General features: G+C 64.3%; 20 protein-coding genes. 8 read left to right on the forward strand and 12 right to left on the reverse strand.

The window, feature by feature from the left end:
- Genes OG225_RS06400 through OG225_RS06415 form a run of 4 tightly spaced genes read left to right on the forward strand, consistent with a single transcriptional unit; the run spans window position 1 to window position 3978 of the window.
- Window positions 1–1119, forward strand: a complete 1119-nt coding sequence (locus OG225_RS06400; RefSeq protein ID WP_405180815.1) for a hypothetical protein — start codon at window positions 1–3, stop codon at window positions 1117–1119.
- Window positions 1116–2186, forward strand: coding sequence for a hypothetical protein (locus tag OG225_RS06405; RefSeq protein WP_405180816.1), 1071 nt, complete (start codon window positions 1116–1118; stop codon window positions 2184–2186). The genes OG225_RS06400 and OG225_RS06405 overlap by 4 nt, the downstream gene beginning before the upstream one ends.
- Window positions 2183–3307, forward strand: a complete 1125-nt coding sequence (locus OG225_RS06410; RefSeq protein WP_405180817.1) for a DegT/DnrJ/EryC1/StrS family aminotransferase — start codon at window positions 2183–2185, stop codon at window positions 3305–3307. Before OG225_RS06405 ends, OG225_RS06410 begins: the two co-directional genes overlap by 4 nt.
- Window positions 3304–3978: a ribulose-phosphate 3-epimerase gene (locus OG225_RS06415; protein ID WP_405180818.1), complete on the forward strand. Its 675-nt coding sequence runs from the start codon at window positions 3304–3306 to the stop codon at window positions 3976–3978. Before OG225_RS06410 ends, OG225_RS06415 begins: the two co-directional genes overlap by 4 nt.
- 19 nt (window positions 3979–3997) lie before the next feature.
- Here the strand turns inward: OG225_RS06415 and OG225_RS06420 are convergent, their stop codons facing one another.
- From OG225_RS06420 to OG225_RS06460, 9 genes are all read right to left on the reverse strand, one after another.
- Window positions 3998–4621 carry an NUDIX hydrolase N-terminal domain-containing protein gene (locus OG225_RS06420; RefSeq protein ID WP_405180819.1) on the reverse strand — a complete coding sequence of 208 codons (624 nt, stop codon included), beginning with the start codon at window positions 4619–4621 and terminating at the stop codon, window positions 3998–4000.
- A gap of 129 nt (window positions 4622–4750) precedes the next feature.
- A complete protein-coding gene (locus OG225_RS06425) occupies window positions 4751–5176 on the reverse strand; it encodes a GNAT family N-acetyltransferase (protein WP_405180820.1) in 426 nt (141 codons plus the stop codon).
- A 363-nt stretch (window positions 5177–5539) separates the two neighbouring features.
- The gene (locus OG225_RS06430; RefSeq protein WP_405180821.1) at window positions 5540–5782 is read right to left on the reverse strand and encodes a hypothetical protein; all 243 of its coding nucleotides are present in this window, start codon (window positions 5780–5782) and stop codon (window positions 5540–5542) included.
- 527 nt (window positions 5783–6309) lie between these two features.
- On the reverse strand, window positions 6310–6498 hold the full coding sequence (locus tag OG225_RS06435; RefSeq protein WP_405180822.1) for a hypothetical protein: 189 nt from the start codon (window positions 6496–6498) through the stop codon (window positions 6310–6312).
- Window positions 6499–6544: 46 nt separating this feature from the next.
- Complete coding sequence (locus OG225_RS06440) at window positions 6545–7135, reverse strand: TetR/AcrR family transcriptional regulator (RefSeq protein WP_405180823.1); 591 nt, start codon at window positions 7133–7135, stop codon at window positions 6545–6547.
- The gene (locus OG225_RS06445; RefSeq protein WP_405180824.1) at window positions 7132–7335 is read right to left on the reverse strand and encodes a cold-shock protein; all 204 of its coding nucleotides are present in this window, start codon (window positions 7333–7335) and stop codon (window positions 7132–7134) included. Before OG225_RS06445 ends, OG225_RS06440 begins: the two co-directional genes overlap by 4 nt.
- A 29-nt stretch (window positions 7336–7364) precedes the next feature.
- On the reverse strand, window positions 7365–7490 hold the full coding sequence (locus OG225_RS06450; protein ID WP_405180825.1) for a hypothetical protein: 126 nt from the start codon (window positions 7488–7490) through the stop codon (window positions 7365–7367).
- 197 nt (window positions 7491–7687) lie between these two features.
- The gene (locus OG225_RS06455; RefSeq protein ID WP_405180826.1) at window positions 7688–8236 is read right to left on the reverse strand and encodes a hypothetical protein; all 549 of its coding nucleotides are present in this window, start codon (window positions 8234–8236) and stop codon (window positions 7688–7690) included.
- Window positions 8237–8316: 80 nt separating this feature from the next.
- Window positions 8317–8865 carry a hypothetical protein gene (locus OG225_RS06460; protein WP_405180827.1) on the reverse strand — a complete coding sequence of 183 codons (549 nt, stop codon included), beginning with the start codon at window positions 8863–8865 and terminating at the stop codon, window positions 8317–8319.
- Window positions 8866–9311: 446 nt separating this feature from the next.
- Here OG225_RS06460 and OG225_RS06465 point away from each other — a divergent pair, with 446 nt between their 5' ends.
- Complete coding sequence (locus OG225_RS06465; protein WP_405180828.1) at window positions 9312–9749, forward strand: hypothetical protein; 438 nt, start codon at window positions 9312–9314, stop codon at window positions 9747–9749.
- 459 nt (window positions 9750–10208) lie between these two features.
- Here OG225_RS06465 and OG225_RS06470 read toward each other — a convergent pair whose 3' ends face one another.
- Window positions 10209–11117, reverse strand: a complete 909-nt coding sequence (locus tag OG225_RS06470) for a phosphotransferase (protein ID WP_405180829.1) — start codon at window positions 11115–11117, stop codon at window positions 10209–10211.
- A 9-nt stretch (window positions 11118–11126) separates the two neighbouring features.
- Entirely contained in the window at window positions 11127–12203 is a 1077-nt protein-coding gene (locus tag OG225_RS06475) for a hypothetical protein (protein ID WP_405180830.1), read from the reverse strand.
- Window positions 12204–12824: 621 nt separating this feature from the next.
- Here OG225_RS06475 and OG225_RS06480 point away from each other — a divergent pair.
- From OG225_RS06480 to OG225_RS06490, 3 genes are read left to right on the forward strand one after another with little or no spacing between them, the layout of a single operon-like run.
- Window positions 12825–13718: a helix-turn-helix domain-containing protein gene (locus OG225_RS06480; RefSeq protein ID WP_405180831.1), complete on the forward strand. Its 894-nt coding sequence runs from the start codon at window positions 12825–12827 to the stop codon at window positions 13716–13718.
- A gap of 37 nt (window positions 13719–13755) precedes the next feature.
- Window positions 13756–14580 carry an SAM-dependent methyltransferase gene (locus tag OG225_RS06485; protein WP_405180832.1) on the forward strand — a complete coding sequence of 275 codons (825 nt, stop codon included), beginning with the start codon at window positions 13756–13758 and terminating at the stop codon, window positions 14578–14580.
- Window positions 14581–14640: 60 nt separating this feature from the next.
- A complete protein-coding gene (locus OG225_RS06490) occupies window positions 14641–15045 on the forward strand; it encodes a hypothetical protein (protein WP_405180833.1) in 405 nt (134 codons plus the stop codon).
- 154 nt (window positions 15046–15199) lie between these two features.
- Here OG225_RS06490 and mobF read toward each other — a convergent pair whose 3' ends face one another.
- The gene (gene mobF / locus OG225_RS06495; protein ID WP_405180834.1) at window positions 15200–21265 is read right to left on the reverse strand and encodes a MobF family relaxase; all 6066 of its coding nucleotides are present in this window, start codon (window positions 21263–21265) and stop codon (window positions 15200–15202) included.
- Window positions 21266–21586 lie beyond the last annotated feature (321 nt).

Genomic DNA, 21586 nt, shown 5'->3' on the forward strand with positions numbered 1-21586 from the left:
GTGGAAGCCTTGCTCGAAAACAGATCACTCGTGCGCACCGGCACCGCTCTGCAACTGCGGCGCACCAGGTTCCACCCGAGTACGGAGGTAACGCACCGGATGCTGCGGGTAGGAGTATGCGGAACCGACCTACAGATCCAACGCGGTGTCCGCGGCGACCGAGCTCGAATTCTGGGGCACGAAGGCATCGGCGTCCGCCTATCCGACACCGACCACGAGACGATCCCGGCGTGCGAGATCTTCAACCCAGTCGACCGGCACGACCAGGACACGATCCTCGGGCACAGCTACGACGGTCTGCTGCGCGACTACCTCACCACCAGCGGCCACCCCTACTCAGTGGTGGCCGCGCAGGATCTGTTGCCGTTGGACCTCGCACCCCTGACCGAACCGCTCGCTACCGCCCTTTACGGGTGGGAGTTGATCGGCGAACAGTTGCGCCCACCGGGGCGGGTGGCGATCTTCGGTGCGGGCAGCGCCGCACTTCTACTGGCCCTCACCGGAGAACAGCTGGGGTACCGGATCGAACTGATCCACCCTCGGCCCGAACGGGCGCAATTCCTCACCGGACTTTCCATCCTGGGCACGACAGAACTTCGTCCACACGCCGCGGCGGACAGCGCCGACGGCGCGATCGTGTGCCTGCCTCGCGAAGCTGTCCACCCGGCCCTCGACAGCGCCGTCGCGTCCCTGCGCGCTGGAGGAGTACTGAATCTGTTCGGCGGTATCCCCGCCGCGTTCGACCATCCTGACCTGTCCGGCGTGCATCTCGCCGCGATCCGACGGCGCAACGTGTGCGGACACACCCGAGGAAGCGCGAGCGAGCTGGTGAGCACCGCGACGGGAAAACCGGTCTGGGTGACCGGGCATCGCGGCAGCTCCCCACAACAACTCGACGCCGCCCAGCAGCAGCTCATCGACGATCCCGCACGATACGGGGCACTGGTGACCCATGTGATCTCCCTCGAGGAGGCCGCGACCCGTATCCCCGCGCTCGCCGAGCGGGACCGCGCACACGGCGAGCACATCAAGGTCGTCATCGACCCGACCATGACCGAACCGACACGGCCCGCCGACATCCACACCACCGTCGCCCAACACCTCAGGCAGCTGCGATGAACACTCACACCTACCAGCGCATCGACCACGCCGACGGCCTCGCCTTCCTCACCACCGCCCAAACTCGTTATGACGGTTCGGAATCCGAGGGCGAGACAGTGCTGTTGGCTCCTCGTGTGGTCGGCGTGTGTCGATCGGACCTGCGTGAGATCCGCGGTGAACGATTCGGCAGACGCGACTTCGGACACGAAATCCTCGGCACCGTTCTGGACGCCCCACAGGCGCTGGCGGACCTGCGCGGACGCACAGTGCTGTTCGATCCGCACCCGCTGCTGCGTCACCGCACCTCCGGGTTCGCTCAGCTGGTCGAACTCGTCGCCGAACCCACTCAACTACGTGCCGCGCTCGTCCCGGCCCCGCCTGGTGTGCCCACCGAGAGCGCGGTCCTGGGTGAACCACTGGCGTGTGCCGTGCATTGTGTGCGCCGCCTGCTCGCCGTCACCGAAGATCGCGGCACACCCCTCTCCTCGCCGGTGGCCGTCGTGGGGGCCGGGATCGCGGGCACCCTGATCGCGGCGACGCTGCTCGCCCTCGGATACCGGTGCACCCTGTTCAACCGCCGCGCTGACAGAATCCGATTCCTGCTCGACCGCGGAGCCCTCCCGTCAAAAGTTGCCGAAACCGACCTCAGTAGAACGAGTTTCGAACACGTCATTCTGGCCACCGCCCACGCATCACCCGGGTATCTGGACACCAGCGTGCGATTGCTCGCCGAGGGCGGATTGCTGATGCTGTTCGCCGGAACCCGGCCTGGTGACCGGCTGTACGACCTCGACATCGACCAGATCCGCCGCCACGAACTGACCCAGGCCGGGGCCGTCCCCGGCAAACTATTCACCCTCGCCGGGACCTACGGCGCCACCCGCGCCGACTTCACCGAAGCACTCACCCTGCTCAGCGCCCCCACCACCGCAGGGCAGTGGTCGCTGGCGGACTGCGCACACCGATTGATCGCCCGGCGACTGGAACTATCGGAGGCGCCCGCATACCTCACCGCCGCCGCCACCAGCGGATACCTCGGCAAAGCTGTCGTCCACATCACCACCGGCCCGAGCGAGCGGCAATGAAGGTTCCCCGCTACAACTACCCGGCCCAGTTCCCCGACCTGGACACCGTACAAGCCCGAATCGGGCGGGCACTACTCGATGGCGACTACATCTTGGGAGAGTCGGTCGCCCGATTCGAGCAGGCGTTCGCCGACTACCTCGGTGCCGCGCACGTGGTCGGTGTCAACTCCGGCACCGATGCTCTTGCGCTGGCTCTCATCGCGGCCGGAGTCGAGGCCGGTGATGAAGTGATCACCGTCGCGAACACCTTCCACGCCACCGTCGCCGCGATCGTCGCTGTCGGTGCCAGACCGATCCTGGTCGACAGCGAACCCAGGACCTATCTGATGGACCTGCACGCGGTCGAGGCCGCAATCGGGCCGCGGACCTGCGCGATCATGGCCGTGCACCTGTTCGGCCGGACCCTCGACATGGACCGACTCACCGCACTGACCCACCGACACGGCCTGCTGCTCATCGAAGACTGTGCCCAGGCTGTCGGCGCCCGGTGGGGCACGCAACGAGTCGGAACCTTCGGCGCACTAGGGTGTTTCAGCTTCCATCCGAGTAAGAACCTGGCCGCAGCCGGAGACGCCGGCGCCGTCACCACCAGCGATGACAAACTCGCCCAACAACTTCGGATCCTGCGCGGACTGGGACAGGACGGACAAGACAATCACGTCACCGTCGGAATGAACTCGAAACTCGACGCAATCCAAGCGATCATCCTGCACAGCAAACTCGGCCACCTCGACGAATGGAACCAAGCCCGCCGCCGGGTGGCGCTGGGCTACCACGAAAGCCTCACCAACCCACGACTGGCGGGGTCCGCGCTTGCCCAGCCGCCTGGTGATCACGTCCACCATCTGTTCCAGGTCGAGGTACCCAACCGCGACACCATCGTGAAGCGTCTGCGCGGTGACGGGGTCGATGCCGTGGTGCGCTACCCGGTCCCTATCCACCACCAAACTGCCTTCGGTCAGCAGCCGTTCGCACGGCACCACTACCCGAACGCCGAGCAGCAGGCCGCGACGACCCTCTGCCTGCCGATGCGACCGGATCTCACCGAACCCGACATCGACTACGTCAGTGATCGCCTCGAAGCCGCGATCATCAACAGCGAAAGGAACCCCACGACATGACTATTCGCGTCGCGCCAGCCCTGCTCGGAGCCGATCCGCTCAACCTCGACACCGCGATCACCCACGTCGAACGCATCGACGTGCCGTACCTGCACCTCGACGTCATGGACGGGCACTACACCAACGACATCAACTTCGGGCTACGCACCATCGCCGCAATCCGCGAACGCACAACGATGCCCCTGGATATACACCTGCAAACCCTGCAACCCGAACGCTACCTCGAAGCGCTGATCGACATCGGCGTCGAACGAGTGTCGATACACGTCGACGCCTGCGACCGGATCGCCACCGCCTTGGACACGCTGCAATCCGCAGGTGTCGGAAAAGGGCTCGTCCTCAACCCCGACCTGCCACTGCACCGGCTCGAACCGCATCTGGACCGGCTCGACTTCGTCATCCTGATGACCAGCCAACCTGGCACCAGCACGTTCGACCCCACCGTTGTTACGAAGATCAAAGAACTGCGCGCGCTGTTGACCGAACGGTTCCTCGACACCACCGAACTCGTCGCTGACGGCGGAATCACCGACCACACCGCACCACACGTGATCGCCGCCGGAATCGACACACTCGTCGCCGCAAGCGCCGTCTTCCGCGCTGCCGACGCAGACCCGCACGCGGCGGTCGAACGGCTCGCACATGCGAACCGTTCGACCGCACCCCAATAGCGGGGACCGATCCAACAGGTCAGTCGAACACCGTGGGCAACTCGGCCTTGCCCCAATGCTCATGCAGCAATCGGATCTGGCTCGCGAGAACCCGTGTGGTGGACAACTCGGGAAGCTCCTCGACGTCGAACCAACCCACCTCCATCGTCTCGACGGGACTGGGTTCTCCGTCGGAGATCTTCTCGCACAGGAAGAACAGCTTGTAGACGTGATACGGGAATACGGGATGGTGGCCTTGAACGTCACGATCCAGCAAGGCCACCAACTTGCCCGCGCGCACGACCAGCCCTGATTCCTCCTCGACCTCGCGCTCGATCGCCTGTGACGGCGGCTCGAGGATGTCGCACCACCCGCCAGGCAACGTCCATCGCTCATCGCTGCGATCGCGGATCAGCAAGATCCGGCCCGCCTTGTCGAACACACCCCCACGCACGTCGACCTTGGGGGTCATGTACCCCGACTCCAAGGACACGATCTCGTTCAACTGCTGCGGAGTACCGGCGCTGATCAACGACAGCAACTGCATCGAAATCGCACTGGTCTGCTCATAGCGCTGCCGGTCGAACACATCGGTAGCGAACACCAAACCGTTGTTGGCGATCGAGGCCAAAGTCAAAGCAGCAGTACGAATCTGCTCCTCCACCGACGACTGCGGTCCATTCACGAATGCTTCCTTTGCGAGTAGGGATGAACAATACGGCCGCCGACAAGCATCAATCGCTGGATCCGCTGTGCTGGCTACGCTTGCGCGACCTCTGCCGGGTCGGTCAGGTCACGGCTGCAACCGGTAGACCACGGAGTCGCGGGCAGCAAAACCCAGACGCCGATACAGGCGATTCGCCGATTCTCGGGCGGGACTCGAGGTCAAGTCGAGAGTGCGCACGTTGGTGGCACGGGCCAGCTCGATCGCGGCCTCGGTCAACGCCGAACCGATACCCCGGCCCCGCATGGCGTGGTCGACCACGACGTCCTCGATCCTTCCCCGCAGACCCGTCGGAATCGCGTACAACACCAACGTCAACGCGCCAACCACGTCGCCGTCGTGGTGCGCGAGAAACAAGCGTGTGGCAGGCGAATTCACGATCTGCTCCAGCATGACCAGACTCAGCGGCGGTGCCGAGGTGGACAACTGCGAGACAAGCCCGCCCAACGCGGTCAATATGTCTTGTGTAGGTTCGGTCACCAGCTTGACCACCACCGGGCTTGGTTCTACGTGGCCCAACAACACACCTCCTGTTCGATCCTGAATACAGCGCAGTCCTCGGATCCCCCGCGTAGGCCCCCGGCCTCACTGACAAAACACAACCTCAAAATACTGGCGGCGACTGCACAGCCTATCTGTGAACAGTGCGTCCCCGCGGTATCCCTCGGACCGATCGCAGCGCGGAACTCCCGTCGGTGAACTCGGCGATTTCATCGCGGAAGTTCCGACCGTCGGATTCGTTGATGAAGCAGTGTGTCAGCGAATTAGTCAGACTCCGAACCGATTTAAGCGGAATCGACCGCACCTGAGCGGAAACTGGGGTTGCCCTGCGCGCCGCGCCAGGCATGGAAGAGCTGGTCACGTCCATGCTGCGGAAAGACGAGCCCGGTGCAAGGACTCGATCGTCCTCGAAATCAGGGTGCTGCGTGGCGGCATCTCGCTGGCCTTGCCCGGTGGGGTTATCCAGGACCAGCCGGTGGAGTAGTCGGTCGTTGGTAGCCATACCCGTTGGCCGGATTCGAAGATCCGTACACGCTGTTCCTCGAGGTCGGCCAGCGTTCGTGCGCTGAGTTTGCCGCCACGGGCCACCGGGCCTACCAAGCACACCCACTCCCTGTGGGGACCTGGGTAGGTGAGGATCGGCATCGTCGTATGTTTGCTCTCGGCTGCGACCAATCCACGCACAGCGCGCCCTAGATCGGCGGGCATCACGATAGCGCCCACGGTCGCGGAGGCGATCAAAAAGACACGTTCGAGCGAGCACGTCACCGTGAACCCCAACCCGCGATATACGGCCGCGACCTCGGACGTGGAATGACAGTGTTCGAACATCACGAAGGCTTTCGTTCGGTGGACATCGCGCGCGGCACGCTCGAGTGGTGACGGGGGCCGGTGGTCTGTAGGTGTGTGTGCAACATTCGCCTCGCAGCCCCTGAGCCCTGGGCGGGGGGCGATTCAAATCACAGACTGCATCTACCTCTGGATCAGGGCCTGCGCCCGAGTCGGCATGGCATCAGATGGCAGATGTGGACGGTTTCGGCGATAGAGGAGGTCGTGGTCGATCATGCGAGCGATATCGGAGCGGCCGAGATCGGAACTGCTGATGGTGGCTCGGGTACCGCTGGGAGTCACTGGTCCGCGTGGGGGGCGGACTGTAGCGACTGTTGATCGTCGACTGCGTGTAGTCCCTTGAGGACGGCGTAGACGACATCCGGTTCCGAGGCAACGGGGGTGGTGATCACCAGTGCCCGTGCGTCGGTGATGTCATAGATCTGGCCGTCCCCGAGCGAGGCAGTGGGGTTGGTTGATATCGGCATGTTCGGGTTCCCCTTGGGGGGCGGGTGAACGGCGGATGCGGGTGTGTCAGTTGGTTGCGCCACGCAGAACCAGTTCGATTTGTGTGCTGATCTGGAGGTGGTCGGGGTGGGCGTCGCCGGGATGCAGGGTGGTGAGTCCGGCGACCATGGTGAGCAGGAAATCGGCGGTGACCTGGTGATTGTCGGCGCCGGGTGCAGCCGGGATAGTCGCGGTCAGGAGATGGGTGAGCGCGGTCCGGATCCGGGACAGACGGAGACTGTATTGCAGAGGGGCGTCGCCGTCGTGGGCAGCGAGTGCGAGTTCCAGTCGCAGCCATCCCGGACGGTGGATCGCGATCCGCGCCCATCGCGACAGCACAGTGACCAGTTCGGCGTTGTCGTCGGGGCGGGTCCGGTGTAGGCGTTGCAGGGCGTGGTGGCACAGGTGATCGGCGACGTCGTGACCGATATCGTTCTTGCTGGTGTAGTAGCCGCGAACCGTGTCCTCGGAGTGTCCGGCGTGAGTACTGATCCGGGCCAGGCCGGTCTGCTCGTAGCCCAGGGTGAGAAACAGCGTCGTTGCCGAGTTCAGCAGTGCGCGATAGGTGCCATCTCGGTCGCTGTAGGCGCGGTCGCGGGCATCGACAGTGCTCCTCACAGCACTCGGACCTGCTTGGCTGCCGTGCCTTTCGGTCCGAGGCCGGGCTCGTACTCGACCTCCTGGCCTTGGACGAGTGCACGGAACCCCTCGGCCTGGATTTCGGAGTGGTGGACGAAGATGTCGTCGGTGCCGTCATCGGGTGCGATGAACCCGATGCCTCTGTCGCTGTTGAACCATCGAACAGTTCCGCGTGCCATGGATGCGCCTTTCTCTGAGGGGTCCCGGATCAGACCGGGTCGGGACGGTTGTCGCCGAAGTGCATGACGGCGTCGTGGGCGGCGTTGGTGAAGCTGGAGCGGCGTGCCACGGCTGTGGCCATGTCGATGACGAAGCTGGCCAAAAACGTGTACATCAGTGCTTGAAGTAGGGTCCGCACAACGGTGTGCAGGAGCGAGGGAATCGATCGGAAGACGCGCATCGTGCAGGGGCCTTTTCGGTGTGGGTCCTGAATCAGGGTTTGCGTTCGTGTTTTCCGACAGTGCCAGTGGCTTGGGCACGAGAATTGATCCCGCTAAGGAACAGTCGGGTCTTTCGGGAGGAGATCCCAGATCATCGGATCGCTGCCATCGAGGGATCGGGGCTTGGTTCGGTGATAGCGTCGCCCTCGTCGTCGCGGCCCCAGCGGCAGTAGGGGCACCATGGTGTGAGTTGGGGGTGTAGCCAGTGTCCGTACATGCGGGCCACCGCCAGAAGGTCCATGGGCAGGAAGGCCAGGCGCGGGAAACCGGCATAGCGGTTCAGTGCGTAGGCGACGAGGAGGCAGGCTGTGACGCACATCCAATACCGGTGCCATCGCCGGTGGTAGATCCACAGCAGCAGTCGATTTCGGCGAGCGCTCGTGGTCGGGTCGTTCGGCACTTGCTCGGCGCACTGCTCACACAGCGGTCTCGCCACTCTGTGTAGCATGCCGACGCTGATCAGCAGTGAAGTCGTGGCTATCGCGATGAGCAGAGCGAGCGAACTCCACAGGTGGGTGAGACCCGAGTAGAACGGGATGTGGGCCAGCACCATAACCATGACGGTCTCCCGGACCCGGTGTGCTGTCGTGCCCAGTGTCGAGTTGTTCGTGTTGGTGCGGTGATCATCGTTCGTGGACATGGGCTTCTCGCTCGGTGTTCGTTGTGCGGAAGGTGGGACGGTGTGGCGCGTCCGGGACAGCGGTTCCGGGTGGGTCCGATTCATCGAATGACCCGAATTCCGCGCCATCCCAGGGGCAGTTGGACCCGTCGGGCGCGGATCGCGGTGACCAGGTCGGCGTAGCCTTGTAGCGTCTGGGCCATTCGTAGGGCGGCCTCGTGCTGCTGTTCTGCGTTGGTCGCGCGGCGTAGAGCGCACTGTGACTGGGCGAAGACCTGCGCGAAGTGGCTGATCACCTCACCGAGAGAGTGGGTGTGATGCACGGCGTTGACCGGACGAGGCAGATGAAATATCGCCCACTCGTCGATCAATGCCACGACTGCGGTCATACGGTCGCGCATGGCAGGCTCGTCGAACCCGACGGGACGCCGTTCCACCGACAGCGCGGCATTCAGCAATGTCGCGTGCATGTCGGCCAACTCCCGTGACCACGGGATCACCGGCGACTGGCCCTTGACACGGCAACCGGCTACCGCCATGTGAAGTTGTCGAGCGTCGAGCAGACCCAGGGCCGTCCTGCCGGAATCATGATGCTCACCGGTGTTCTTCGGAGTCGGGCCTGTCGCTGCGGCGGGTGTCGTGGCGCTCATCGCGGACTCGCTGCTGGTTCACCTGTCGTGTTGACACGGGTGGGCAATGTGCATCGGGTGATGGTGTGTCCACCGCTGGGATGGCGTCGCACGTTCTCGCACAAAGCGACTAGTGCTTCCGGAGGTTGGTCGTGTCGCGGGTGGGGTTCATCGAGTTCGATGATCAGGGCTCCGGTCGCGGTGTGGACCAGCAGTCGGATCATCGCGTCGGGGGTCGGACTAGGTTCTATCCACAAGGACTGTGGTGTCGTGTGGACTCTGTCGGCGATAAGGGCTACGTAGACCGCGTCGACGCACCCCATAGCCTCGGGCCATCTGTTGCGAGTCAGTGCTTCCGCAGCGTCCAGTTGCGCAGCAGCCGGAATTGCACCCACTCGAGACTCGACCACCACCCGTTCATGCTGCGTGTCGACTTCGGCGACTAGTCCCGAGTCCGAAGCCGATGCGTGATCGGTTGCGTCGAGATAGTGCACGGTGAGCGCTGGCAGGTTTGTGAGCTGGTACAGAGCTGCCTGTCCAGCGAAGTCGAGATTGCTGAGATGCTGCTCCGAGGCAACGATGAACTCGACGTCGGTCGCATCCGGTATCCCCCGCAGGATCCGCCAGAGCAGGTCGGCCCGCCGGTGGGTCGGCGCGAAGATCCGTCCGAGGTCCACTCGCCACGATGGTGCCAGCGCCTTGAGGAGATTCATCACCGGCACGCTGCGGTCGACCTCAGCGAGCATGTCGCGGACGAGGATCTCCGGCGCTACCGGCTCGAAATATACGCGGCCGTCGCCATATCGTTGTTGCGCGGCGAAGTCGTGCACGACCTGCTGGAGCGCGTCGGCGTCATGCCTGGTCAGCATGTCGGAACGGGCATATCCAATCCACATTTCGTGTGACCCCTTAGCTGGTTCTCCTCGAGGAGGTAATGGGAGTGACAGATGATGTTTTGCGAGTGCAGGTTTCAGGATCTGATCGAAGGCGGGTTCCCTCGCCTGACGACGACTCAGGTGTCATGACGCAGTCGTTTGAGGTCCGAATCTGGAGGATGTAACTCCGGCAACGATCTGCCTGGTCGTTTCTGCCGGTTGGGCCGAGATCTACCGCGGTGCCCCGGTCCGGCGCAGATGCGTTGTGGTGGTCAGTGCGTCAACTGCGTTCATAGACAGAGTTAATCGTCGCTGGAGAGCTGCCACCATGACATCGAGCCCGTCAGAATCGGGCATCTTTACGGGTGGCTAGATGACACTTTCGGACATTCGGCTCGCTGAGCCCCGAGCATGTTCGGGAACGGTGCCGGTCGCGTTGGTTGATCCCCGCCGGTGTCGGCGCGAGGTTGTTGCTGCCGTGATGTGGAGTTAGGTGTAGAGGTCCCACGGCTCGCCGTGCCGGCCAGCTTTGAGTGTGGCCAGGCGGTGTGCGTGTTGGACGGCGACGGTCGGGCGGTGTTGGAGGTCGGGCAGGACGCTGGTGACCATGATCAATTCGCGGATGCGGGACAGGGTCGGCCAGGCTGAGTCGTCGCGGACATCGCTGCCGTATGCCTGGACGAATTCACGGTAGAAGTGCTGTCGGTGGAACCGTGTTGCTCCGACAGCTTGGGGGACGAGATCGTATGCGAGGGGCCCGATCCCGGACTCATCGAGGTCGCACAGCACGATTGCGCCGTCGGGTCGATTGAGCAGGTTGCCGGTGTGTGGGTCGCCGTGGATGATCCCGGTTCGCAATCGGGCCCGGACATCCCGGTATCCCTGTTCGGCTTCGTCCCATTGCTCGGTCAGCCACCTTATGTCCGCCCGAGCGAGGGCTGAGGTGTCGGCGTGTGCCAGCCGCTCGCGGGCAGTGGAAAACGGGTCCCAGAGCGGCAGTGCGGTGCGGTCGTCGCTGTCGAGTTCGAGAGCGTGGAGGTGATGCAGCGGTGTCGCTAGATCGGCTGCGGACCAGTCCGTTCGGCGGAGGAGTTCGCGCCAGAAGGTCACGGTGTAGCCGTCGACGCTCAGTGGCTGATCGCCGTCCAAGAGCGTTGCGATAGGCGCGCCCCGAGTTTGCAACCAGCGGGCCACGGTGACGACCCGTTGTCCGCGCGAAACTCCGCTTCGGTCGGAGGCGACGCGCACGACGACTTGCTCACGGGGCAGTCGGTATACGGCGTTGACGGTGTACTTGATCAGTTCGGCGCCGCTGGCGTCCAATCCGATTCGAGCGCATGCCAGCTCGACGATGCGGTGCAGCTCGGCGGCACGCCCCGCCGCGATCTCGGTCGCCACGACCACAGCCTATGCGGTCGTGACTCTCCCGAGGAGTGGGTGGCGTGATGCGTGTGGGATTGCCAGTAGGGTGCCTCGGACCATGTCGGACATGTCGTGGACGTCGCTGCGCGGTGAGGCGTGGGTGGCGCAACGGACCATGTTGGCGAGGCGGTCAGCGACTCTGGCGCTGGTGACCTGCTCGGCCATCTCGATGGCGGTGCTGGCGAAGGACAGACCGGTGTCGATCTCGCCCAGTCGGAAGTGGGCGCTGGCGGCGGTGATGTTGTCGAACAGGATGCTGCGGGCGGGTCGGCTCGGGGCCGAGGCTTGCAGGGAAGCGCGGGCGTTGTCGATGGCGGCGCGGGTATAGCGCTCGGCGATAGGGCGGGGTGCAGTGGTCGCGTATTCGTTGTAGATCACAGCCTGGATTCCGGTGAATTCGCCGGGCGTGAAGAAGACGCGAGTCCAGGGTGCGACGATATCTCCGACACGGGTGATTTCGTCCTCGGCGCGAGCCAAGGCGAAGTGCATGCGATTCTGATCGCCCAGCATCGCGTGTGCCCACGCCTCGTTGGCGTACAGGCGAGCGGATTCGCCGCTGTCGGCGGCGTCCTGAGCGGGAAGTTGGCCGAGCTGGAACATGCGCAGTGCTGTGCGCGGGTCGCGTTCGATCAAACTGATGCGACCCAGTACGTACAGGATCGACGCGACCAAACTGTCCGCGCCCGCTCGGCGCGCGAAGACCAAGGAGAGGGTGGCGTACTGGCGCGCACGATACTGATCCCCGGCATCGTGACTGGCCCAGCCGATCAACCGGGCCAGGTCAGCCGAGGCGACCAGTATCTCCTGATCAGCGGTGTCGTGGCGGCACAACTTTCGCAGATCCGCGGTCGAGCGCAACAGCTCGGCTGCCGAATCGGCCACGGCGAAGCCGCCACGCTGTTGATCGAGCGTCCGCAATCGCGCTGTGGTCGATTGGATGTCGTCGGCGTCCGGCACCTCGCGACGATCGAGCCTCCCGGTCGACGGTATGTCATCGAGTCGGGGTAGCCATGGGAGCAAAGCGGCGGGGGAGCCGACGACCGCTGCGGCGACAGCCTCCATCAGCGTCAATTCTCGCGTGGTATGCAGGCTTGGTGCGTCTGTTCCGATAGACCACGACATCGACGCCGCCGAAGACATGGCATCTGGGGCAGGTCGCGTGAGTACAGATGTTCGGTCGTCCTGGGGGACAGGTGCGCCGATTGCAACTAGCAGGCGTCGATACGGTGTGCTCGGTGTCTGGACATCGCCGTCTTCCCATCGTGCGATTTGGCGTTCAGAACAGGCAATGTTGATGTGCTGGTCGCGGCCACGCGCGTTGATCAGTTCGGCAAAGTCTTTTCGACTGATCTGTAGGTGGTCACGTCGGAACGACCGCAGTCGATCGCCCCAGGATCGATCGTCTGTGCGCGTGCCTGGCTGGGACTCGGCTGCGGAATTGCGGAACGTCGCTGGCTCCACTGGCCACCCCTTAACCTTCGGACTTCAGTCCTGACTCGTTGCCCCTGATGCCTGTGCAACTCAGCGTGAGGTTGCGTCAGCGCATCAGCGGCCCGGATCGGAGCCGAGCCGCCAACGCGAGTCAGTCCAACCCGTCAGATAATTCTGCCTGATAATCTAACCTGATAATCAGATTTGAGGGCAGGAAGCGTTCGATCGAGTTCGTTAATACGGTGGGAGACCATGGCGAGGACCGCGCGGAAAGTGTTGCTCGGACGGGAAATCGATGACCTGCTGCGGCGGTCGCGTGTCACACAAGCCGAGGCTGGCAGGCTGATCGGTGTCGGGCAGTCTCGCATCGCCGCTGCGATCGCGGGCACTGGAAATCTCACCGCCGAAGCACTCGAAAAGTTGATCACCGGACTGGAGATCGGCGATGAGAACTATCTCCAGATCCTGCTCGAACTCCGCGAGGACAACCATCGACGTGGGTACTGGACCTCGGGGTACCGGCGCGCCTACATCGAGGACCTGCGACTGCTTGTCGATCTCGAAGCCGTGGCCGACCGACTTCGCGAAACGGCCGCCGAAATCATCCCCGGGCTACTCCAACACCCCGACTACATCCGTGCCCTGCACCAACCGTTCCAGCCCGACGACCACGACCCGGATGCCATCACAGTCGATGACTACGTCGAAGCTCGAGAAGCGCGCCAGCAGATCCTTTTCACCCGCAATCCACCGGAGTTCCACGCGATCCTGTCGGAGTCCTGCCTACGCCGCATATACGGCGGCGACCAGGTGATGGTCGATCAGATCGGCCACATCATCGAACTGTCCGAGCGGTCCAACATCCAGATCCAGGTGATGCCCTTTACCCACCAAGCGCCCGGCGCCGGAATGGAGGACCGCTACATCCTGGTCCGTGTTCCCTCCCCCGGAGCGGCCGGTGACCTCGAAATGGCCGTCGTCGAAGCGCAGGGCGAGATCCGCTATATAGACGACAAACCTGCCGTCGCCATCCGGGACAAGATCTTCAACCGTCTCACGATGACCGCCCTCAGCCCAGCCGATTCACGGAAATTCATGCACCACCTGCTCCGCGGTCTGCGCAGCCGCCCCACCGTCGCGCGGTAACCGACCGCGCAACCACAACCGAATAGGAAATTGCTCGATGTCTGAATCCGAGTTCGAACCTCGCCACCTCGATACCGCCAAGCCGAGCTCGGCGCGCATCTATCTCCACATGATCACCGGTGAAGTCATCTACGAAGCCGACCTACCGTTCATTCAACAGCTCTACACCGCGATCCCCTTCTATCCCAAGTGGGCTCGACACAACCGCGCCTTCCTCGGCCGCGCAGTCCGGCATATGGTCGGCAACGGCGTCCGGCAATTCCTCGACATCGGATCAGGACTACCAGCAGGTGGGAACACCCACGAAGTCGCCCGCGAGCTCATTACCGACCCTCGGGTGGTCTACGTCGACAACGACGAAGAAGCCATCAACCGAGCCCGCGACCTCCTCTGCCAGCAAGGGCTCCTCGGCACCACCGCAATGGTGGACGCCGACTTGCGCGAACCAACACGCATCCTCGAACATCCCGACACCAGGAGACTTCTCGACTTTACCCAGCCCGTCGGGTTGCTCCTGATATCCGTACTGCCGTGGATCACCGACGCGGATGAACCCGCCGAACTTCTCGCACAACTACGCGATGCCTTGCCACCTGGTAGCCGCATCGCGATGAGCCATGTTTCCCTCGAAGACGCGGGATCCGAAATCAAGGCCCAGGTCGCTGCCGGTGCCTCTGCCTTCACCGATGCGAGTACCCCTGTCACTCTGCGAACCCGGCAACAGTTCTTGGGTTTCTTCGATGGCTGGACACTCACCGAGCCCGGTATCACCTACGCGACCGACTGGCATTCCGACGCCCCCATCGACACTACCGACCACGCACGTCCCTGCAACTTCGCCGCTACCGGCATCCTCCCGTAGCCTGAACTGGTGCGTGAACCGCGAAACGACATGGTCACGCACGCTCGAAAGGAAGCCTCCATGCTGCCGACACCGACCGTGAGTCAATTCCGCAAGGCTGCCGCCAGCTCACCCCAACAGGCATGCGTCATGATCTATCGCGATGCCACCCGAGCCATTCTCTGGGACGACAAACTGGCCGATATCGGCGACCACGAAGTCTCCCCCGAGCAGTGCTTGACCTTCGAGCACGACCAGTTCGAGCAAATCCAACACACCATCCGGACAGGTGAACCGGTACGCAATGCGCTCACAATCACCCAAACAAGTAGCGGAGCATTCATTTTCAGCGCTGCCGCTGAGTTCGCCGGAAGCGCCGGATCGGCCAGATTGCACTTCGATCGCCACGAATACCACGCCTTTATAACCGGGGTACGAGATCGAGAGTTCGAACGAGAACTCTTCACCCCGGTTCCGTTGGATTGAGGTCCGACGGGCCGGTGTGCCATCGGAATCGGATCGTGGGCTTGAACTGCCCGGTATCGCCAATACTGCGCGAGGGCGAACGCTGCGGAGCAAGTGAAGTGTCGTGGACTGGAGCATGGTTGTCGCGCGGTAGGATTCGCGTTCTTCTACGTGGTCATATCCCGAGGTCTGGCGCAGTGTCGTTCCAGGGTTGCGGTTCATCGAGTGGCGTGTCCGTGGCCGTATCGACATCGTCGGTGGTGTGTCGCACCGCGTGCTCGTACTGACGTTGGGCGGGGGTGAGATCGCTGCGGCGGTGTTGTTCGGCACGGTAGCGGTCGATTTCGGTGTTCGTTTCGGCGATAAATGCCTCTGTCCTGGTGTCGAGGTTGTTACTTCCCTGCTGCCGTGCGCGGGTTTCGGTTTCGATCTGATGGGGGCTGGTGGCGAGTACGTCGTCCCAGTGCTCAGGAGTTCCGGCGTAGCCGACGGCGTTGTTGCGTGTCAGGCGAGCTGTGTCGCGGGCGCTGGTGTGTTCGCGTTCGCGGGTGGCTTGTTCGTCGATGAGTTCATCGATGCGGGTGCGCAGGGTGTGGCGTGTGGTCCGTTTGCGGGTGGGTGTCGTGTCGAGGCGTTCACGGTGGGTGGCCAATTCGGTGCGTGTGGCGTACATCGCTCGTGCGGCACGATGGAGTTCATCACTGGCCGCCAATGCGGCACGAATCGCGTCTTGGGCTGCCATATGGCGGGCGACCACGGTGTCTACGTCGGGGTGGTCGGCAGGGGCGGGTAGTGAGGGGGAGTAGATGACGGCGTTGGTAGCGGCCAGGGCGAGTTCTTGTTGGAGTTCGGTGATCCGGTCTTCGAGTTCGCCGTCGGTGTAGGCGAACAACGGATCACCGACGGGCGGCTCGTAGCCGGGGGCGACAGTAGTAGCCGGGTCAGGGAGGGGATGAGCGCGTACCCAGGCTTCGATTCTGGCGCGGTAGACCAGGCTGGGGGTGGCTTGCCAGTCGCGGCGCAGGATGGCGTGCACGGCGGGCAGGGGTTTGGTGGCGGCGAGGTGTTGCGCGCGTGCCGTCGCATGGTGGGTGGGGTCGTGGTCGGGGATGGCAGGTTGGTTGTCCTCGCGGCAGTCTTCGCACAGGCCGTCGTCGCTGCGGCGTGGCGGGATGGGGGTGGCGTCGATGGGTCGGCGTTCGATGCCACAGGACACGCATTCCAGACTGCGGGTGCGGGCGGCACCGGCTTTGTCGTAGTCGAGGGCGTAGCCGTCGGGGACGAGGTCTTTGGCTTCGTCTCGGCGGTAGCTGCGTCCGGCCACTGGGTTTGTGGGGCGGTCATCGACATCGTCGGCGCGCTCGCGACCCGGTCGGCGTTGGTTCGGGTCGCCGGTGAGTCGGCGTACTTCGTCGGCGTCGGGGCGAGCGTAGGGCTGGTCGTCGACTCCGGCGCGGGTGTCCTGATATTCCTGTTCGGCGCGTCGTGCGCGGACTATCGGGTCGGGCAGCGGGTCGCTGATGAGCGTGCGGTCGAGGCGGGCCGTGTGATCGCGCGGGGCTGGATGACTGCGGTCGAATGAGGATCGCCGAGGCGCGGTGTCGGGTTGGTAGACGTGGGGATCTTCTGCGGGCGTGCAGGCATCGATGAGCGCGCGGTGCTGTGGGAAACGTTCACCGGCCCAGTGCAGTCGCGCGCGGGCGACGGGGAAGGCGTTGCGGTAGAGGGTGTCGGCGACTTCGGTGATGACCCAGCGTTGGTCGTCGGTGGCGTGGTGGTCGAATTCGCGGAATCGTTGCACCGCGGCATTGATGTGGCCGCTGTGGAACAGTTCGGCGATCGTCCGGATCGTGTCGGTGTGGCCGGTCTCGGGGTTGCGGTCAGGTTCGGGTTCGAGCGGCGGCATTGGCTCGTCGAATTCGACTTCGGCGTGACTGGGTTCGGAGTCCGGCGGGTGCTCGGGCTCGTGCGTTTCTGTGGTGGGTTGCTGTGTCATGTGTGGTTCGTCCCGTGGTGTGGTGGGCTGGTTTTCTGTGGTGGGTGTGGTGGGGGTGTGGTGGAGGAGTGCGTCGATACGCCAGGCGAGTGCGGCGGCGATCTGGTCGGGACGTAGTGCGGTGCTGTCGTCCGGGGTGGCGGCGGTGAGCAGTTCGTGGGCGGTGGTGAGTAGTTGCAGTGGTGTCCAGTTGGTGTTGGTGGCGCGGTCGATGGCGGCGACCAGGCGTGGCCAGGCGGGATCGTTGACGACGCGGTCGGTGAGGTCGTGGCCGAGGACGTTGTGTAGGTCGGTGATCCAGTCCGGTCGCAGGTTGAGGTCGCCGTCGAGGGCGGAGGGTTCGAGTTCCAGGCGTGACCAGAGCGCGGCGGCGGGCATCTCGTCGGGCAACGGCCGCAATGCGGCGGCCTCGGTGAGCCGGTGGGTGATGTCGATTCCGGCGAGGGCGGCGAGGTCGATGCGGTCGGCGAGGACCGGCCAGTACGGGTCGGTCAGGATCCGGGGCTCGATACGGTCGATCGTGTCGGCCCAGTGGTGGATCGGGCGCGTGATGTCACCGAGCGCGGCCTCGACGCGGGTGTCGAGACGATGCTGGTGTTCGCGTTCGAGGACCGCGTACCGGTTCGGTCCGGTGGGCCGCAGGTCGGTGTCGTCGATGTGCAGGCTGGCACGCCACACCGCCACCTCCGCGAGCACGTCGCCCTTCGTGCCGAGTAGCGGGCGCGCCCACACGGGCGCGGTCACGGGTGTCCATGTCTGTGTGTCGCGACGGATTTGTGTGGCCAGGTCGGCGACGATCCGCGCGCGGGCAGCGACCTGAGTGGCATCGGAGTCGAGACCGGCCGGGACGCCGTGCGTCCAGGGCAGTGGCCCGGTTCCGGCCGAGTGCGTCCCGGTCGGGTCGAGTCGCCAGATCAAGACGGCGGCGGGATCGGCGGCGGTGTCGAGTTCGTGCATGGCGGCGGCGGTGTGGAGTTCATGTATCGGGTCGCGGCCGGAGGCGGCGAGTATCGCGAGGTGTTGGCGCAGGACCGGGTAGGCGGGGCTGTCGGTCAGGTTGGGCACCAGCGCTTCAGCGGCGGCGTCCAGACGAGCTAGACCGAGTTCGCCGAGAGTGTTTTCCGCAGTGACGCCGAGGGAGTCGAGGTAGATATCGAGTGCGCGTCCGAGCCGTCGGTGCGGATCCAGCACGTCCCGCAACTGCGTGTGCGCCGATTTCTGGGCGCCGTCGCGCGCCAGGATCGCCACGATAGTTTCGACGGCGGTGCGTGGATACACCGCCGGTTCGGTCCAGAACGAGCCCTCTTCACCGCTCAACGCGGTCGGAATGTAGGCATCGTTGGTGTGCACACCGCGCGTCATCGCGACATACAGCTGCTGCCTGGTTTCGCCCCCGGTGAGCGCGACGTGACACGAGTCCGCGGTGATTCCTTGCGCGGAGTCGATCGTCGCCGCGTACCCCAACCGCACGAACTGTGGCACGTAGTCGGCCGGAAGACGCACACTCGCGCGCGTTCTTCCGTGCAGGCTCGCGGTGACACTGCCGTCGGAATGCACGGTCTCGACGGTCCAGACGTAGCCGTTGCGTACCCAATCGGCGTCACCCAACCGCAGGCGCGGGTTGTTGCGGCGGGTACGGATCGTGTCACCGACACTCGCTGCCAGGCCGTCGGCGAGCATCACTTCCGCGCCGACAACCCCACCCTCACGCGCGAGTCGGTCGACGCGGGCGCGTTCGTTCAACGCGGTGACGACTTCGTGATTGGCGGCCAGCATGATGGTGTCGCGACCGGCGAGGTGATCGGCGGCCCAGCCGGTGTAGGTGTCGTCGTGGGTGGCGCCGACGTGTCCGGCGTGGATCCTGTGGTTGTCCAGGTACCAGCCCAGCGCTGCCGGATCGCCCTCGCGCAGGCCCAGGCTGGCTGATGCTTCGGCGGTGGAGGCGAACCGCACGACGTGGGTGAGCGTGAGAGTGTGCTCGGGTGCGGCGGTGTGCATGTCGGTGTCCGCGCCGCCGGCCTCGATGCTGGGGAGTTGGTGATCGTCGCCGATGCACCGGATGGTCGCGCCGCGATCGGTCAGGAATTGCAGCAGGCGCAGGCGTTTGAGGGTGCCGAGTTTGACGTGTTCGTCGACGATCACCAACGTGTCAGCGTCGATGTCGAGCACCCACTGCGGCAACGACGCGGGGAGATCCCGCTCCGGTGCGGGATTGTTCGCGCTCGGTGCATGCCGGGTGAGGACGTCGAGAAGTTTGTCGACGGTCTCACACCGCGCGCCGATCGACTCACCGAGCACCGCCGCGGCCGAGGCCGTCGGCGCCAACCCCAGCACTACACCGCCGCTGGAATTCCAGGCCGCAGTGAGTACCGCCATCGCGGTGGTCTTGCCCGAACCCGCTGGCGCGTTGGCGGTATGGACCCGCAGGCCGGAGGTGGCGAACCCTTCGATCACCCCAGCCTGTCCGGCGTTCAACGGCCGATCCGGATTTGCGGAGTTGTAGTCACGCACCGCCGCGGTGACGGTGGCCCGGTCCAGTTGGCGGGCCCCGGCCTGCACCGACAGCTCGATCAGTGCCTTCTCCGCCGCCAACACCGGTGTGGAGGTGTAGATCTGCGAACCCGCGTGTCGGTAGACGCTGGCGCCATCGGCGCGCCGCAACGCTGCTGGAACCCTCGCAAGGTCGGGCTGTGCGGCGATATCAGGGTCACCGCGTGGGATCGAACGAGAAGGGGCGAGAGCTTCGGTGAGCACGGCCGCGGCGACCTGTTCCCAGTCCCTGCTGCGGATCTTGCCACGGATCTGCCGTTCGATCTCGGCACGAACGTTGGCTGCCCGCCAGGTCGAGCGGTGTTCGGCGACGACCTCGAGGACCTGGTCAGCGGTGGCGGCGATCCACTCACCGGTGGCCGTAACTCGTGGTGCGCGCAGCGGATTCAACGCGGTCGAGACCACCCGAGCGAGGGCCTCGCGGTCACCGAGGAGCGCGATCGCTTCGGCCCGCCAGCTGCTGCGTTGCTGGGCGAAGGACCGCAGACCGTGTTTGGTGGGTCGGGTTTCGAGGGTGGCTTGCTGGGCCAGGTCACGCACTTCGCTGGGGATGGGTTCGCGGCCGTGGTGGTGTTGAAAGGTGGCGGACAGTTCCCCGACGCGGGCACGGATCGCGGTTTCGCGCCGCGACCATGCCTCGATGAGCCGGAGGGGGATGCCGACGATCTCGCGGATCGGACGTTTGGTCGGGTCGGTGCCCGGCCGTGGCGCGAACTCGACACCGACGGTGTCCTCGAGGTGGTGCTCGAGGCGGGTGTTGTAGATCTCGCTCACCGTCACCACCACGTGATGCAGGGTGGCGCCGTCCAGAGTGCGCCACAGCCCGTCGACAGTCCGGACACGGTTGGCGATCAACACATGCGTGTGCAGGTCCGGGTCACCAGCACGGCTATCACGGTGGGTGAAACACGCGGCGACGATGCCCTCCACATCGACCTGTCGGACACCGTTTCGGCCCAGGCGAGTGAAGATCCCCTCGCGCTGCAACCACCCCAACGCATCCCCGATCGCCGCGTGGTGGGCGGCCTCGATCTTCTCCGAGATACCGCGCGGGGCCAGCGCCCACAGCGCCGACACCGACTTCACCGGGGAGAAAGTGATGTCGAAACCCGCCACCGCGGTCGTCGGTGGGCGTGAGTTCTTGGCGATCCATCCCGACAGTTCCCGCTCATCCAACGGTGGCCGCTCGTACTCGTCGGTGAACATATCGAACGCGACATACGACCGGATCTGCGCCCGCACCTCATCAGCAATGCGATCGGTTCGCGGTTTTCCTTGCGCGATATTGTGTGCTTCGTACGCCTTCGCGCACTGTTTTCGATAATCGGAAGTGGGTGTGTAAACGCGAAATGGATTGCCGAGACGTGACGCTTTGTCGGCCGCTTTGTGCGCCGCTTGCGGCGTATCACCGATCGTCAGGCGCGCGTCGTAGACATCGTCTTCGATCTGTTCGGCGTTCGGATGTCGCCCCAGTCCGAACAGCGATTTCATCTGCGACTCGGTCACTTCCGCACCCGCGACGATGTCGACGGAGGCCAAGCCGGAGCCCTGCCAAGCACCCGGAGACTCGCCGTGGGCAGAATAATAATCGGACAGCGAGGATCGACCGCGGGAGTCGTTATCTCCTGCGGCTACATTGCGCAGGTAATACTGATAGCCATTGCCTGCGACGACTTTATGGATCGTCGCGGTCATAACTCCATCGAGCACGAAAAGACCCGAAAAGTCGAGGGGATTTAATTAACTATTTAGTGGTTGATCAAGCAACTATCCAGGAGGTGACCGGATCGTTACCGAAACCACCCTCGTGGATGACCCTGAATGCAAGAGGTGTGCTTGAGAAAAGAGGAGGCGGAGGAGGGAAAGGTGATGGGGGCGTGTGGATGTCCGTTACAGTTTTAGTTGGCGAAGTCCAGATGTAGTTGGCGAGTGAGTGGCGAAGTCCAGGTTTTGTTGGCGAGCAGAGTACGCGAAGTGATCGGCTGACCGGTACAGGAGTCGGTGCGATTTTCGGTC

It is taken from the genome of Nocardia sp. NBC_01377, from assembly GCF_045040005.1.
Lineage (GTDB): Bacteria > Actinomycetota > Actinomycetes > Mycobacteriales > Mycobacteriaceae > Nocardia > Nocardia noduli.

Coding starts and splice junctions, on each gene's coding strand:
- OG225_RS06405 (WP_405180816.1), top strand. CDS start 1,116: ATGAACACTCACACCTACCAGCGCATCGACCACGCCGACGGCCTCGCC.
- OG225_RS06410 (WP_405180817.1), top strand. CDS start 2,183: ATGAAGGTTCCCCGCTACAACTACCCGGCCCAGTTCCCCGACCTGGAC.
- OG225_RS06415 (WP_405180818.1), top strand. CDS start 3,304: ATGACTATTCGCGTCGCGCCAGCCCTGCTCGGAGCCGATCCGCTCAAC.
- OG225_RS06435 (WP_405180822.1), bottom strand. CDS start 6,498: ATGCCGATATCAACCAACCCCACTGCCTCGCTCGGGGACGGCCAGATC.
- OG225_RS06445 (WP_405180824.1), bottom strand. CDS start 7,335: ATGGCACGCGGAACTGTTCGATGGTTCAACAGCGACAGAGGCATCGGG.
- OG225_RS06450 (WP_405180825.1), bottom strand. CDS start 7,490: ATGTACACGTTTTTGGCCAGCTTCGTCATCGACATGGCCACAGCCGTG.
- OG225_RS06455 (WP_405180826.1), bottom strand. CDS start 8,236: ATGTCCACGAACGATGATCACCGCACCAACACGAACAACTCGACACTG.
- OG225_RS06460 (WP_405180827.1), bottom strand. CDS start 8,865: ATGAGCGCCACGACACCCGCCGCAGCGACAGGCCCGACTCCGAAGAAC.
- OG225_RS06475 (WP_405180830.1), bottom strand. CDS start 12,203: ATGGAGGCTGTCGCCGCAGCGGTCGTCGGCTCCCCCGCCGCTTTGCTC.
- OG225_RS06480 (WP_405180831.1), top strand. CDS start 12,825: ATGGCGAGGACCGCGCGGAAAGTGTTGCTCGGACGGGAAATCGATGAC.
- OG225_RS06485 (WP_405180832.1), top strand. CDS start 13,756: ATGTCTGAATCCGAGTTCGAACCTCGCCACCTCGATACCGCCAAGCCG.
- OG225_RS06490 (WP_405180833.1), top strand. CDS start 14,641: ATGCTGCCGACACCGACCGTGAGTCAATTCCGCAAGGCTGCCGCCAGC.
- mobF (WP_405180834.1), bottom strand. CDS start 21,265: ATGACCGCGACGATCCATAAAGTCGTCGCAGGCAATGGCTATCAGTAT.